Origin of the sequence: Nocardia sp. NPDC004604, from assembly GCF_040609795.1 — a bacterium.
Taxonomy (GTDB): domain Bacteria; phylum Actinomycetota; class Actinomycetes; order Mycobacteriales; family Mycobacteriaceae; genus Nocardia.
This window is the reverse complement of the sequence record NZ_JBEXLC010000019.1, coordinates 50,120-64,136: the sequence shown is the minus strand read 5'-3', so window position 1 is coordinate 64,136 and position 14,017 is coordinate 50,120. Positions and strand designations below refer to the sequence as shown.

Below are 14,017 nucleotides of genomic sequence, written 5' to 3'. Positions count from 1 at the left end.
ACGGCGGCCCGGCAGGCCGGGTTCAGCGCAGACGTTCCTCGGATTCGGCGTCGAAGAAGAAGATCTCGTCGAATTTGGGGCGCAGGCGTAGGCGATCACCGAGGGCCACTTGGAAGCGGCGGTCCACCCGGGCTACCACCTTGCCGGAGCGGCTGTTCCATTCATCGGTCACGCCGTGGCTGTAGATGAACGATTCCGCGCCGAGCTCTTCGAGGAGTTCGGCGGTCACGGCGAGGCTGTTGTCCACATCGGTGGTCGTTGCCCAGGATTCCGGACGGATGCCGACCACGACCCGTTCGCCGGTTGCACTGCGGGGCAGGGGAATTCGCAGCTCGCCGAGGACGGCGGCACCGTCGCGGACCGGGGCGTCGATCAGGTTCATACCGGGTGAGCCGATGAAGCCGGCGACGAAGGTGTTCACCGGGTTGTCGTAGAGCTCACGGGGTTTGGCGATCTGCTGGAGTTTGCCGTCGCGCAGCACCGCGACGCGATCACCCATTGTCATGGCCTCGACCTGGTCGTGGGTGACGTAGACGGTGGTGGTGCCGAGCCGCTTCTGCAGTGCGGCGATCTGGGAGCGGGTGCTCACCCGCAGTTTGGCGTCCAGGTTGGACAGCGGTTCGTCCATGCAGAAGACCTGGGGGCGGCGCACGATGGCGCGCCCCATCGCGACGCGCTGGCGCTGTCCGCCGGAGAGTTTCGCCGGTTTGCGGTCGAGCAGATGCTCGAGTTCGAGCATTTTCGCCGCCTCCTGGACGCGAACCACGGTGTCCGCCTTGTTCATTCCGGCATTGCGTAGCGCAAAGCCCATATTCTGCGCGACGGTCATATTCGGGTAGAGCGCATAGCTCTGGAACACCATCGCCACATCGCGGGCCCGCGGCGGCAGTCCGGTGACATCCTTGCCGCCGATCAGGATGCGGCCCGCCTCAACCGATTCCAGACCCGCCAACATCCGCAGGCTGGTCGACTTACCGCAGCCCGATGGGCCGACGAGGACGATGAATTCCCCGTCGGCGATATCGAGCTCCAGGTTGTCGACAGCAGGCGTCGGCGCACCGGGATACAGATGCGTCACCCCGTCGAAGTGCACTGTTGCCATGCTGTCGCTCCCTGTGTCGGATTCCTGGCGCGCCCGGGCCGGATGCGCGCCGCGGTTGGTCGGTACTTACTTGGGCAGCTTCGGCGTGATCTGCCGATCGATAATGGCCTGCAACTGGCTGGCCACATTGGCGAAAGCCGTTGCCGGATCGGCGTTCTGCAGACCGATCTGCTCCAGTCCGGTGCCGATGATCTGGTCACCGCCGGGCACGAATACCCGCGCGTAATCCTGCGATTTGGTCACCGCGAGCTGCTCGATGGCCACCTTCGAGTTCGGGTTCTTGGTGAGGAAGTCGACCTCGCTCGGATCGGACACCGCCGACTTGCGCACCGGCATATATCCGGTGCCCTGCGAGAAGTACGCGGTATTGGCCGCATTGGTGATGAACTCGATGAACTTCAGCGCATTCACCTTCCGCTGATCGGAGATGCGCGATGGAATCGCCAGGCCGGCACCGCCGGTGGTGACGCCCGGCCCGTTGGGGTGCGGCAGGAATGCGGTGCCGAACGCGAGTTTGCCCTCGGCGTTCTTCTGGATGCCCTTCAGATCGCCGGTGGAGGCGATGGTGGAGGCGATGACACCGGTGCCGAAGTCGACGGCGATCTGAGGTTTGATGCCCGCGTATTTCTTGGTGTGGATCATATCGCGCAGGAACTGGCCCGCCGCAATGGTTTTGGGATCGGTGAACTTCAGCGACCACTGATCGGAGTAGGCGCCACCGAAGGTCCAGTTCGGTCCCTGGAAGGTCCAGGCCAGGTAGTTCTTGGCATCACCCCAGCCGTGCGCGAGCTTGCCCTCGCCGACCACCGACTGGATCTTCGGGCCCCACTCGTCGAATTCTTGCCAGCTCTGCGGGCCGCGGTCGGGCAGACCGGCCTTCGCCCAAACATCCTTGTTGTAGTAGAACAGCGGTGTCGAGCGCGAATACGGCAGCGCGTAGTGCTTACCGTTGAACACATAGTCCGCGGCCAGCGAATCGACATAGTCGTCCAACTTCACCCCGGCATCGGCGAAGTGCCCGTCCAGCGGCTCGATGGTGCCGTTGAGCGCGTAGTTGAACCACCAGACATCCGAGAGCACAACGACATCGGGCAGCTTACCGCCGGACAGCGCCGCATTGAACTTCTGCGACACCTCCTCGTAGTTCTTGCCCGCGTCGACCAGATCGACCTTCAGGTCCGGATATTTCGCCTGGAACCGGTTGATCAGCTCGGTCTCGAGGTCCTTCGAGGTGCCAGGGTGATTCGACCAGAAGGTGATGGTGTTGTCGTCGCCGGACTGTTTGCCGCCACCGCCGCTGCCCGCGCACGCGGTCAGTGCGGTACCCGCGGCGAGCGCACCGGCCAGTCCGATGAATCCGCGCCGCGACAGTGCGGGGAACTGTGAAGTGGACACTGTTTCTCCTAGTTGGTTCAGTATCGCGTAGCGATTCCTCGACGGGTGGTGGCCGGGCGGCGGGTGGGCTTACCCCTTGACCGCACCCGAGGTGAGGCCCTTGATCATGTGGCGCTGCAGCAGCAGGAATACGACGAGAATCGGCAGCATGGTCAGCAGTGTGCCCGCCATCACCGGTCCCCAGTTGGTGACGCTCGGATTCTCGGTGTTCTGCAACAGGGTGAGGCCGACCGGCAGGGTGGCGACCCTGGTGTCATCCGCCATCAGGAACGGCCAGAGGTATTCGTTCCACTCGTTGACCAGCGTGACCACCGCGAAGGCCACCATGGTCGGTCCGGACATCGGCAGCACCACCCTGGTGAGGAGCCGCCACCAGTTGGCACCGTCCATCCGCGCCGCTTCGATCACCTCGGAGGGCAGCGAGAGGAAATGGTTGCGCATCAGGAAGGTGCCGAAGGCCACTCCGCAGAGCGGAACGATGATGCCCTGGAAGGTATTTCGCCAGCCCACCTGGGCGATCAGCGCGTAATTGGAGATCACCGTGATCTGGTTGGGCACCATCAGCGCCGCGATGATCACCAGGAACACCACGGTCTTGCCCGGAAAGCGCAGAAACACCAGGCCGTACGCGCTGAACACCCCGAGCACGAATTTCACCAGCGCGACGATCCCGGTGACGATCAGCGAATTGCGCAGGAATGTCCAGAACGGCAACGCAGTGGTGGCCTCCTCGTAGTTCTCCGGATGCCAGCTGTGCGGCCAGTACACCGCCGGCTGGGTGTAGATATCCGGACGCGCCTTGAACGAGGTGATGAAGATCCAGAACAGCGGAACGCCGACGATGATCAGCACACACACCATCGCGGCGTAGCCGAGCAGGGTGACCGCGCGCTGCCTGCGCCGATATGAAAGTGTCTCGATACGGTATTGATGCCGTCCTTCGCGGGTCGCTCCGTGGTTACGCAAGCTACCGCCTCCGCGCCCGTCGCTACGGCCGGTATTTTTCACTGCTCGCCCCGATCCATGATGCGCACCTGCACCAGCGTGATGACCAGCAGCACGAGGAACATGATGGTGGCCACCGTCGCGCCGTATCCGGCCCGGAAGTTGCGGAAGGACTCCTCGTAGACCTGGTAGACCATGGTCGTGGTGCCGGTGCCGAGCGGTCCGCCGCGCGTCATCACATTGATGATGTCGAAGACCTGCAGCGAGTTCAGCAGCACCGTGATGGACAGGAAGAATGTCGTCGGGCGCAATTGCGGCAATAGCACTTTGGTGAAGGTGGTCCAGCGGCTCGCGCCGTCCATTTCGGCCGCTTCCATCAGGTCGGCGCGGGTGCCCTGCAGTGCGGCCAGGTAGATGACGAAGGTGTAGCCGAGGTTCTTCCAGATATAGGTGACCGTCACCATGAACAGCGCCCAGTGCGGATCCTGGTAGAAGTCGGGCACCTTGTCGACGCCGATGCGGTGCAGCACATCCTGGACCAGCCCGAAGCTGGGATCGAAGATGAACTGGAACGCCACACCGATGGCCGCACCGGAGATGACGAACGGCGCGAAGATGGTCGAGCGAACCACATTGCGGCCGAACAGCTTACGGTCGAGCAACAGGGCGAGTGCCAGGCCGAGCACCATGCTGCCCAGCACCGCGGCCAGGGTGAACACCACTGTATTGGTGACGATCTGCCACGAATCGTCCCTGCCCCACCACTCTTTGTAGTTCGCGAACCCGATGTAGTTCACGAACGTATCGGAGATATTGAAGTCGGTGAACGAGAGCCGGATATTGTCGGCCAGCGGGCGGTAGACGAACAGCGTCAGCAGCGCCAGATTCGGCCCGAGCAACACCAGGAACAGCGCATAGTCCTGCCACGGCCGGTTACGCAGTCCACGCCCCCGCGGTTGTGGCAGCACTCGTTCCGGCCTGGTTCGCACCGCCGCGACTCTACGTCGCGCAGCAAACAGTCGGTTAATGCCGAGCGTCGACCCGCTGAACTTCTCGTGCGCTCCCCGAACCTGGTGCCGGTCGTGCGGTGGCGTGAGTGTTTCGTCGCGGGCCGACGGTGGTGTCGGCGGCTGGAATCTGGGCGTCCCCGGCGAGTTACCCATGTTCTCCCGAAATCAGTTGTAGCGTTGCGCCACTCGGGAGGTTATCCGGCAACTGGTCTGCCGTCCGGAAAATCCGGAACACCATCTGCTGAACAAAAAGAACTCAGCCCAGGCCGTTTGTGCCTGGGCTGAGTTGGGCTCGGGAGCTGTCCGGTCGGCGCTCAGTCGTTCCAGTCGCCGTAGCCGTCACGCGCATTCAGCGTGCCGCCATTGGTGTTCTGGACGATGACCGGATCGCCCTTCTTCGCGTTCTCGAAGAACCACTTGGCGTTCTCGGTGCTGACGTTCAGGCAGCCGTGGCTCGCATTCGAAACGCCTTGCTGCGCAACCGACCACGGCGCCGCGTGTACGAAGATGCCGCTATTGGAGATCCGGGTGGCGTACTCGACCTCGACCTTGTAGCCCTCGGGATCGGTGGTCGGCACACCGTAAGTGGACGAATCCATGGTCATCTTGCGCAGCTGTTCGCCGACGAAGTAGGTGCCGTTCGGGGTCTCGTGCTTGGTCTTGCCCATCGAGGTCGGCATGGTCATGATCTCCTCGCCATTGCGAGTGATCGTCATGGTGTGGGTGGTGTCGTCGGAGGTGGTGATGAAGGCGTCGCCGATCCGGTAGGCGGTACGGGTGCCGCCCGCCTCGACGGTCACATCGGTATTGGCGGGCCAGAACTCGTACGGCCGCCAGCGCACCTGCTTGTCGCTGAACCAGTAGAAGTGCCCGGGCGCCGGATTCGAGGAGGTGATCTTGATGGCCTGCTCGGCGGTGGCGTGATCGGTCACCGGATCCTTGAAGTTGATGATGACCGGCTGCGCGACGCCGACGGTCTCGCCGTCGCCGGGGCTGATGCTCGGCGGCGCGAAATTCGCCTGGACGCCGGGATCGGTGGCTGGCGAGGTCGAGCCCGAGCCGAAGCCGAGCGGATCGGCCTGTGCGGGCGCGACGGCGGTGACACCGATGGTGGCGATGGCCGCCGACAATAGGACGCCCTGCCGGAGTCGGCGGGCTAGCGCTCCGCGACGAGGAGCAGTCGACGTCCCGGTGTTCAAAGCGGCATGCATAGGTTTCTCGTCCAATCCATCTCTCGTCGACGCCGGTGACGCAGCGAGATCTCTCATAGGTGTGGCGCTCGCACGGTGGTTCCACAAAGATCGACGTGGAATCCGCCTCGCATATGCCCACGGAAAAACGGCGCGGGGAACATAGGGCACCCCACGGGTATTTATGACGCAACCCGCCCCTGACTTCCTTCCTACCGTCCCAGGGCGGTCCGAAGCCAGTGGCGTTTCGGATTAATACGATATGCACATCAATGTGGCATACGACACATATGTCGTTGTGGGTCACCATCTTTCGCGATAAGTGCCGGTCACGGCGGTAAATCTCGATGTATTCGAAGGGTGGACCGCTGCCATTCTCGCGGGAATTGTCAAACCTCTTCGTGACATAAATCACGCATTTTCGCGCCGCGGTATCCGATAATGGCGTTCCCAGCGCCCCACGTGGTTACACACACCGCCTCCTCCCGGCCCGTCGCTCACGCCACGACTTCGAACGGAATCGACCGATGTGGACCTGTCGCGATGTTGTGTGGCACCGATAGCGGCGCGCGGCCCCGTGCATACCGCGGCGTGAGCCGCAGCCGCACCCGGCCCAGCACGGTGGCGAGCACGATCCGCAGTTCGTAGTCGGCCAGCGACGCCCCGACACACCGTCGATGGCCGCCGCCGAACGGTGCGAATTCGAACGGCCGGTACTTGCGGTCGAGGAATCGCTCCGGCCGGAACTGCTCCGGATCCGACCACACCGCGGGATCGGAGTGCAGCAGCGGTACCGCCACGCCCATCGTCTCGCCCGCCGCGAGTGCGACTCCACGCAGTGCGAACGGCGCAGTCAGCCTGCGCAGGACGATCGGCACCGCGGGATGCAGCCGCAGCGTCTCCTGACAGACCGCGTCCAGATACGGCAGACCGGCCAGTTCGAGCGGGGTGGCATCGGGACCCGCCGCCCGCAGCTCGGCGCGCAGGCGATCCAGCGCCGCGGGTTCGCGATGCACATGGAACAGCGCCCACACCAGGGTCGTCGCGGTGGTCTCGTGCCCGGCGACCAGCAGGGTGCGCAATTGTTCGCACAGCTCGGCATCGGAGATCGCGGTGCCGTCGGCATAGCTGGTCGTGAGCAACATATCGAGAATGTCCGTGCGCACCGCGCGGCCGTCGGCCACCGCACGTCGGCATGCGATATCGGTCAGGATCAGCTCGTCGAGTCGCTCGCGCGCCGCGCGGAACCGGTCCCACGGCGCATGGCCGAACACCCCGTGGCGCAGGGCAGGCACCAGCATCAGCGGTCCGGAGAAGGCGGTGAGGAATTCCGCGACTGCGGCGGTGTATTCGGCGCGCCGCTGCTGGCTGTCCACTCCGAATACCGCCTCCAGAATGACCCGCAGTGTGATCGCCCTGGCCGCCGCGCGCGAGTCGATGCGGCTGCCCGGGCGCCAGGCGGGGCGGGATTCGCCTGTGCTGCCGGACATTTCGGCCATGACAGAGTCGCGGATGAGCTCGCCGTAGGCCCGGATCCGGGCGCTGTGGAACGCGGGCACAAGCAATGCCCGGTCGCGTCGGTGCCGTTCACCGGCGGCCAGAATCAACGAGGCGGCGCCGACGAGTGGTTCGATCGGATTCGGCCGCGGCGGTTCCAGCAGTTCGATCGGCGCGCGAAAGATTTCCCGGGCGCCGATCGCGGTGCCGGTGAACAGCACGGCGCCGAAGCCGGGAAACCGGACATAGAACGGATCCCCCTCGTGGCCACGCCGCCACCGGAAGTACCGCTCGAAATCGATGCCAGCGGCCAGCGCGTGCGCGAGCACCATCCGGGGTGCGCGCGGCGTCGAATACGCGCCGTCCAGCGCCGTTTCGGGTGGTGCGTCCGCCTGCTCCATATCTATAGCTACGAATTCACCGCTCGCCGGGTTCGACCGCCCGCTCCGATTTCGCTCTGCGCGCGATGTTGCTGGTAATGGCGGCCAGGCGCGCGAGGCGGGCATCCCCGAGCGCGGTCACCGCATTGCCGAGGCGATTGGTGACGAAGGCGATCGACATGCCGAGATCCGGATCGGCATAGGCACCCGAACCGCCGAGACCGTAGTGGCCGAAGGCATTTCGCGGCTGCTGCTTGGACATCACCACCGGTCGGTGATAGCCGAGGGTGAATTTCAGCGGCAGCCCCAGCACATAGTCGCGGCTGTCGGCCCGCTGGGTCTGGTTGACGAGCTCGATCGTCTCCGGTTTCAGAAATTGCACCGCGCCGATGCCGGGTCCGCCGCGTCCCGGGGCAAGCGCCTCGACCCGGCCACCATTGGCAAGCGCCCCATACATCCTCGCCAGTGCGCGCGCCGAGAAGACGCCGTTCCAGCCCGGCATCACTGCATCGTGCACGCGCGGATCGCGGACCAATTCGTCGAAATTCTCCGGCATACCCGCCTCGGCGAGCCCGCGCACCGGCCGCACCCAGGACAGCACCGATGACGCGGTATTCCAACGGATTCCGGGCGGGCTCAGATGCGGAAAGATCTTGGCGATCCGGTAGCGCTCGGATGCCGGTACCTGGAACCAGAATTCGTCATAGCCGAGTGGCTCTGCGATCTCGCGCCGCACCAGATCGGTGAACCGATCGCCGGTAGCGCGCTGCACGATCTCGGCCACCAGCCAGCCGAAGGTGATGGCGTGATAGCCGGAGGTGCGGATCCGCCGCGGATCGGCCGGGCTCTCGGCCAGTGCCGCGACGACGGCGTCGTAGTCGAGGATGCCCTCGCGGCCGGGGACCAGGCCGCGGACCCGATGCAGTCCGGCGCGGTGCGAGAGCACATCGCGCACGGTGATGTCTTCCTTGCCGTGCGCGCTGAACTCCGGCCAATACGTCGCGACCGGGGTGTCGTAGTCGATCAGCCCCCGCTCGGCCAGCCGGTGCACCACGGTGGTCGCGACGCCCTTGCCGGTGGAGAAGGTGAGTGCCACATTGTCGCCGTTCCAGCGGCGATCCTTGGCCGCCCAGCCCGCCCAGATATCGACGACGGGCCGACCGTCGAGATAGATGGCGAGTGCGCCGCCGCCGCGCGTCGGCTGGGTGAACATGCCGAAGAAATGGTCGGCGAGCCGGACGAACCTCGGGTCGACGAGCATTTCCCGCGGCGCGGCTGGTCGCCGGTCAGGTGCCGGGATGGCAGAAACCACGGTCGCACCTCCTGCTGGTCAGCGGGACCGAAATATCAGCCTAGCTCGGATCTCGGGGTTTGCCAGCGCCCGAAAGGCGTGGTCAGACACGTCCTACCGGTCGCCGAATTCCAGGCGAAGGCCGCCGTGCCGAGGCACACCACCGAACTGTCGGCGGTCGCGACCTGAGCGCGCGAGCCCTCGAAGGCGATCGATATCGCGAACAGCGGTATGGCCGCCTGTGCTCTGCCGATCTCGGAATCGGTTGCCGGAGCGGTGATCGTGGTCAGTGCAACCGCATCCGGGCCGTAGCCGAAGGCGATCGGGATGCCGCCGACCCCGTCGCTGGCGCCGACCCCGCCCGCCGCGCCGACACCGAGTGCCGCCGCGCCGGAGGCGGCGTGCGCGTAGCCGACCCCGTCATATCCGGCCGACAGCGCCCGGCCGGAGGCTTCCGCCGCGGCCCGGCAAGCGGTGTTTCCGTCGATTACGGTCACATCCGTGCCGGTGTCGGATGCGCAATACACATCGGTTGCTGATGCCACCGCGGGCAGTATGAGCGAGGTGCCGACCGCGGCGGTGGTGTAGGCGATTGCGCTGATCAGCTTCACGGACGGTCTCCTTTCACACCGGAACCCCAACCATACCCAGATCGGTTGCTGGACCGCTGATTCCGCTGGTACGCCGTCCCGCCGGGGCGATCGAGCAGGTATCTCGGCGCGCACTGTGCCGCTGCGGCGTCGAAGCTGTCGACTCGACGCATGCGCGGTCGGTGGTGTAAGCATGGCGTGGTTATCTCACGCATTGCTAGATCAACTTCGGATTCCCACGGGGGTATGAGTTCGGAGCGTTACAGCCGGGAGGACTGTACGTGTCTCGTCAACTGATCTCGGGTCGCCTCGCGATGGCGGCCGTCGCCGCGGTTGCGGTGGTCGCCGCGCTCTCGCTCGCGGGCTGCGGCAATAAAATCAGCGGCACCGCCCAGCCAGCGATAGGGAACGGGACCATTGATGCGGTCTCGTCCACCAATACTCCGAAAACCTCACCGGCCAGGCCCACTTCGGGTCGGCCGACGACCACCGCCCGCCCGTCCTCGGGCAAGCCGACCGCGACCACCTCGGCGACCAAGGGCGGTAGCACCGACTTCCAGGCCAATGTCGGTGATTGCGTAACTCTCGGCGGTACGACCGATAACGCCACCATCGCCAAGGCGTCCTGCGGCAGCCGGTCGTCGAACTACAAGGTGATCGGCAAGGCGACGACCAGTTCGCAGTGCGTGGCCGACCGCGACTCCGCCTACTTCGAAACCCTCAACGGCACGCAGCAGGGCGCGATCTGCCTGGATATCGACTGGGTTGTCGGCGGCTGCATGGATATCAGCGGTGAGGACCCCAAGCGCATCGACTGCACCGAACGCGCCAGCCAGGGTGTCAAGGTGACCAATATTCAGCAGGGTGCCGACGATGCGAGCGTCTGCGGCAGCAGCAGTGGGTTCGAGTACCCGACGCGGCACTTCGTGGTCTGCGTCCAGAATCTCTGACCTGACCGAAAACCGGCCCGCGAAGGTTACGTTGGGCCGGTGAGTACGCAAGAACTACCCCGGCTGAGTTCGGCCACCGGCCGCTGGATTCTGTTGGCCACCATCCTCGGTTCCTCGGTGGCGTCGCTGGACGCCACCGTCGTCAATATCGCGCTGCCCCGCATCGGTGCAGCTCTCAATACCGATGTCGCCGGATTGCAGTGGACCCTCAATGGCTACACGCTGACGCTGGCCTCGTTCATCCTGCTCGGTGGTTCGCTCGGCGACCATCTCGGTCGCCGCAAGGTCTTCGTCTGGGGTGTCATCGGTTTCGCGCTTGCCTCGGTGCTCTGCGGTGTCGCGGTGAATATCGAGATGCTGGTGGGCGCGCGAATTCTGCAGGGGGTGGCGGGTGCCCTGCTCACACCGGGCAGCCTGGCCCTGATCTCATCGTCCATCGATCAGCGCGATCAGGGTGCGGCGATCGGTCTGTGGTCCGGCTTCGGCGGTGTCGCCGGCGCGCTCGGGCCGTTCCTCGGCGGCTGGTTGATCGAACTGGCGGGCTGGCAGTCCATCTTCTTCATCAACGTGCCGCTCGCGCTGGTCGTCGTGCTCGTCACGCTGAAGCACGTGCCGGAGAGTCACGACCCGAATGCCGCTGTGCGACTGGATATTCCGGGTGCGGTGCTGGTGGCACTGGCCTTGGGCGCGTTGACCTTCGGTCTGATCGATAAGATGCCGCTGCTGGTGGTCGTCGGTCTGCTGCTGCTCGCCGTCTTCGTGGTGATCGAAATGCGCAGCGATCATCCGCTGGTACCGCCGGCACTGTTCGCCTCCCGGATCTTCACGGCGGCCAACTTCGTCACCCTCGCGGTCTACGCCGCACTCGGCGGGGTCTTCTTCCTACTCATCCTGCAATTGCAGCTGGTGGCGGGGTATTCGCCGCTGATGTCGGGGATGGCGACGGTTCCGGTGACACTGATCATGCTGGTGCTCTCCGCGCCTGCGGGCCGCTGGGCGCAGGTGCACGGTGCGCGCATTCCGATGACGGCCGGTCCGCTGCTCGCCGCAGCCGGGCTGGTGCTCCTGCTGCGCATCGGGCCCGACACCACCTATCTGACCGATGTCCTGCCCGGTGTGCTCGTCTTCGGGCTCGGTCTGTCGGTGCTGGTCGCCCCGCTCACCGGCGCCGTACTCGGCGCGGTGCCGTCGAGCGAGGCGGGTATCGCGTCCGGGGTGAACAATGCCGTCGCCAGGACGGCCCAGCTGCTCGCCGTCGCCGCACTGCCCGGACTCGCCGGAATCTCCGGATCCCTCAGCGATCCGGTCGAATTCGACCGGGGCTTCGGTGTCGCGATGTGGATCTGTGTCGGCCTGCTGGTGACCGGGTCACTGCTCGCCGCCGTATTGCTGCGGGCGCCGCGGCACACACCGACGCTGGACAATGTCGACTGCATGCCGCAGTGCGGGGTGGCGGGCCCGGCGCTGGCCCCACTCCACAAAACAGAGTGAGCGGGTCGTTCGACCCGCTCACTCGGCGTTTCACTGATCCGGCAGTCGGCTAGATCGGATTGAAGCCAGCCCCGATGCTGCCGCGGGCATTGATATCACCCATGATCGAGCTCATATTGGTGCCGACCTCGGGGCCGAAGCAGGCGATGGCGAGATAGGCGTTCACCATGCCGACCAGGGTGGTGCCGACGACGACCGGCGCGCCGGAATCACCCTCCACCACGCACATCTGCGCCCAGGTCTCCATATTCGTGCCGAAGAGATCGCCGTAGGCGAGGCCGCAGGTGTTGCCGGTGGTACGGCCTTCCTTGCAGACGATCATCGGGAACTGGGCCGGGCCACCGATCCCGGTGATGGTGACGTTGCCGATCCGGTTGACCGGGACGATCTTGGCCGGATCGAACTGGATGATGGCGTAGTCGAGATCGTGGTTGGAGTAGACGAACTTGCCGATCACGCCAGCGCCACGGTCGGCCTCGGCCCATACCTGAGCGCCCGGGTCGCCGCAGTGTCCGGCGGTCAATCCGACCAACCGGCCCCCGCCGTCGTAACCGACCGTCGTGACAGTGCATTCGAACTGATTATCGATGATGATTCCCGACCCACCGCCGACAACGGTGGGTCCCGGCGCGGCATGCGCGGCCCCTGACCCCGTTGCGACCAGCGCCGCACCGAGAGCTACGGCGAAGGCGGCATTGGCCACCTTGGCGAGTTTGCTGAACATGTCCCTCCAGACGTCGGAAGTCCGCACGATATCAATCTGTCGCACCCATCGTGTCAGTATTCGGTTCCGGGCGCGTGTCGTATCCGTCGCGATCTGCTCGCGAGTCGCTCGAGAGGGTCCCTGGCGATCGCTCGCGGGTCGCTCGAATGGATCTGCTCTTCGATGTCGATCGCGTCGGCGAGGCCTCACTTTTCGACATTTCGGATGCAGCGTCTCATTCTGCACAATAGCGAATCTCTATAACAGTGTGCATCAGAAAGCGCGCAATGGTGTTTCAGTTCTGTCGAACGGTGATTGCGCGAGCTATTCCAATCGGGACTTATTTTACATGAATATCGTCCGCGCAAATAGTCGAACATGTCATATGCGGGGCATATAGGACCTGGTCAAACTGTAACTTGTTCCAGAAGTATCACGGTTAACTTTGGGACCTGTCCCAAGCTTCGAGCCGCTGCTCATAGCGTTTCTCCAACAGTGACTCCGATCTATGACTGCAATCACACGAGGATGGTGTGTTCTGCACTACTCCGTAGTAAGGTGCGTCAAGCAAACAAGTCGTCGGGGTTTGGTTACCGGCGTCGAGAGGGGTTAGCCAGTGCAGTCGACCACGAGTCCACCAGCACGGTCACGGATGAGTGATGCGGTCGATTGGACGAAGGCCTACTGGGAAGACCATCCGAAGCGCTCATTGGAGACCTTCGGTAGACAGATCACGATGGGGTTCGCGGCAGTCGCGGAGTTGTTCATCGCGATATTCCGCCGCCGCTTTCCTTATCGTGAGTTCATCCGTCAGTGCGCCTTCATGTCGAGTGTCGCCGCGGCGCCGACGCTACTGGTCGCGATCCCCATCGGCGTAATCGTTTCCATCCAGGTCGGCGCGGTCGCCAGCCAGGTCGGGGCTACCTCGTTCATCGGTGCCGCGAACGGCCTCGGCATCATCCAGCAGGGCGCGCCGCTGGTCACCTCGCTGATGATCGCGGGCGCGGTCGGTTCGGCGATCACCGCCGATCTCGGTTCCCGCACCATCCGCGAGGAGATCGACGCGATGCGGGTAATGGGCGTGGATCCGCTGCGCCGCTTGGTCGCGCCCCGGCTCGGCGCGGCCATGCTGGTCAGTGTGCTGCTCTGCGGCTTTGTCGTTTTTGTCGGATTCTTGACCGGTTACATTTTCAATATTTTCGCGCAGAACGGCACCCCGGGTTCCTATGTCGGCACCTTCTCCTCGTTCGCCGTCACCATCGATCTTCTTGTCGCACTGGTGAAATCGTTGATCTTCGGGTTGCTCGCCGCGATCATCGCCTGCGATACCGGACTCAATACCCGTGGCGGTCCCGGTGGTGTCGCCAACTCGGTGAACTCGGCGGTCGTCAGTTCCGCGATCATGTTGTTCGGCGTGAACTTGATCATCACCCAGATCTACAACGTTCTTCTCCCCCCACAGGTGGTCTGAGC

Annotated in this window: 12 protein-coding genes; 3 read left to right on the top strand and 9 right to left on the bottom strand. The window is 64.5% G+C overall.

Translation table 11 applies throughout. The annotated features are described in order from the left end of the window. Nucleotides 1–22: 22 nt before the first annotated feature. The 8 genes from ugpC to ABZW16_RS09930 all read right to left on the bottom strand — a co-directional run bounded on the left by ugpC (nt 23) and on the right by ABZW16_RS09930 (nt 9,421). Nucleotides 23–1,102: a sn-glycerol-3-phosphate ABC transporter ATP-binding protein UgpC gene (ugpC, locus tag ABZW16_RS09965; RefSeq protein WP_354954177.1), complete on the bottom strand. Its 1,080-nt coding sequence runs from the start codon at nt 1,100–1,102 to the stop codon at nt 23–25. Nucleotides 1,103–1,168: 66 nt separating this feature from the next. Further along, the gene (locus ABZW16_RS09960) at nt 1,169–2,497 is read right to left on the bottom strand and encodes an ABC transporter substrate-binding protein (RefSeq protein ID WP_354954175.1); all 1,329 of its coding nucleotides are present in this window, start codon (nt 2,495–2,497) and stop codon (nt 1,169–1,171) included. Between the two features lie 69 nt (nt 2,498–2,566). After that, entirely contained in the window at nt 2,567–3,358 is a 792-nt protein-coding gene (locus tag ABZW16_RS09955) for a carbohydrate ABC transporter permease (RefSeq protein ID WP_354954213.1), read from the bottom strand. A gap of 143 nt (nt 3,359–3,501) precedes the next feature. Continuing rightward, nucleotides 3,502–4,431, bottom strand: a complete 930-nt coding sequence (locus tag ABZW16_RS09950) for a sugar ABC transporter permease (RefSeq protein ID WP_354954173.1) — start codon at nt 4,429–4,431, stop codon at nt 3,502–3,504. Nucleotides 4,432–4,766: 335 nt separating this feature from the next. Further along, nucleotides 4,767–5,663: a L,D-transpeptidase gene (locus ABZW16_RS09945; RefSeq protein WP_354954171.1), complete on the bottom strand. Its 897-nt coding sequence runs from the start codon at nt 5,661–5,663 to the stop codon at nt 4,767–4,769. A gap of 476 nt (nt 5,664–6,139) precedes the next feature. Continuing rightward, on the bottom strand, nt 6,140–7,540 hold the full coding sequence (locus ABZW16_RS09940) for a cytochrome P450 (RefSeq protein ID WP_354954169.1): 1,401 nt from the start codon (nt 7,538–7,540) through the stop codon (nt 6,140–6,142). A gap of 16 nt (nt 7,541–7,556) precedes the next feature. Continuing rightward, on the bottom strand, nt 7,557–8,780 hold the full coding sequence (locus ABZW16_RS09935) for a serine hydrolase domain-containing protein (protein ID WP_354954211.1): 1,224 nt from the start codon (nt 8,778–8,780) through the stop codon (nt 7,557–7,559). 86 nt (nt 8,781–8,866) lie between these two features. Next, on the bottom strand, nt 8,867–9,421 hold the full coding sequence (locus ABZW16_RS09930; RefSeq protein WP_354954167.1) for a DUF6764 family protein: 555 nt from the start codon (nt 9,419–9,421) through the stop codon (nt 8,867–8,869). A 260-nt stretch (nt 9,422–9,681) separates the two neighbouring features. Here ABZW16_RS09930 and ABZW16_RS09925 point away from each other — a divergent pair, with 260 nt between their 5' ends. Together ABZW16_RS09925 and ABZW16_RS09920 are read left to right on the top strand one after the other, a co-directional pair. Further along, nucleotides 9,682–10,350, top strand: coding sequence for a hypothetical protein (locus ABZW16_RS09925; RefSeq protein ID WP_354954165.1), 669 nt, complete (start codon nt 9,682–9,684; stop codon nt 10,348–10,350). A gap of 39 nt (nt 10,351–10,389) precedes the next feature. Then, the gene (locus tag ABZW16_RS09920; RefSeq protein ID WP_354954163.1) at nt 10,390–11,841 is read left to right on the top strand and encodes an MFS transporter; all 1,452 of its coding nucleotides are present in this window, start codon (nt 10,390–10,392) and stop codon (nt 11,839–11,841) included. Nucleotides 11,842–11,890: 49 nt separating this feature from the next. Here the strand turns inward: ABZW16_RS09920 and ABZW16_RS09915 are convergent, their stop codons facing one another. Further along, complete coding sequence (locus ABZW16_RS09915; protein WP_354954161.1) at nt 11,891–12,565, bottom strand: S1 family peptidase; 675 nt, start codon at nt 12,563–12,565, stop codon at nt 11,891–11,893. Nucleotides 12,566–13,196: 631 nt separating this feature from the next. On the opposite strand from ABZW16_RS09915, the gene ABZW16_RS09910 reads away from it, so the two are divergent. Beyond that, nucleotides 13,197–14,015 (top strand): ABC transporter permease, encoded by an 819-nt coding sequence (locus ABZW16_RS09910; RefSeq protein WP_354954159.1) that lies wholly within the window; start codon nt 13,197–13,199, stop codon nt 14,013–14,015. Nucleotides 14,016–14,017: the final 2 nt, after the last annotated feature.

What these genes read in the sequence shown, in the direction of transcription:
- ugpC (WP_354954177.1), bottom strand. Translation starts at nt 1,102, where the DNA reads ATGGCAACAGTGCACTTCGACGGGGTGACGCATCTGTATCCCGGTGCG.
- ABZW16_RS09955 (WP_354954213.1), bottom strand. Translation starts at nt 3,358, where the DNA reads ATGGTGTGTGTGCTGATCATCGTCGGCGTTCCGCTGTTCTGGATCTTC.
- ABZW16_RS09945 (WP_354954171.1), bottom strand. Translation starts at nt 5,663, where the DNA reads ATGCATGCCGCTTTGAACACCGGGACGTCGACTGCTCCTCGTCGCGGA.
- ABZW16_RS09940 (WP_354954169.1), bottom strand. Translation starts at nt 7,540, where the DNA reads ATGGAGCAGGCGGACGCACCACCCGAAACGGCGCTGGACGGCGCGTAT.
- ABZW16_RS09935 (WP_354954211.1), bottom strand. Translation starts at nt 8,780, where the DNA reads ATGCTCGTCGACCCGAGGTTCGTCCGGCTCGCCGACCATTTCTTCGGC.
- ABZW16_RS09915 (WP_354954161.1), bottom strand. Translation starts at nt 12,565, where the DNA reads ATGTTCAGCAAACTCGCCAAGGTGGCCAATGCCGCCTTCGCCGTAGCT.
- ABZW16_RS09910 (WP_354954159.1), top strand. Translation starts at nt 13,197, where the DNA reads ATGAGTGATGCGGTCGATTGGACGAAGGCCTACTGGGAAGACCATCCG.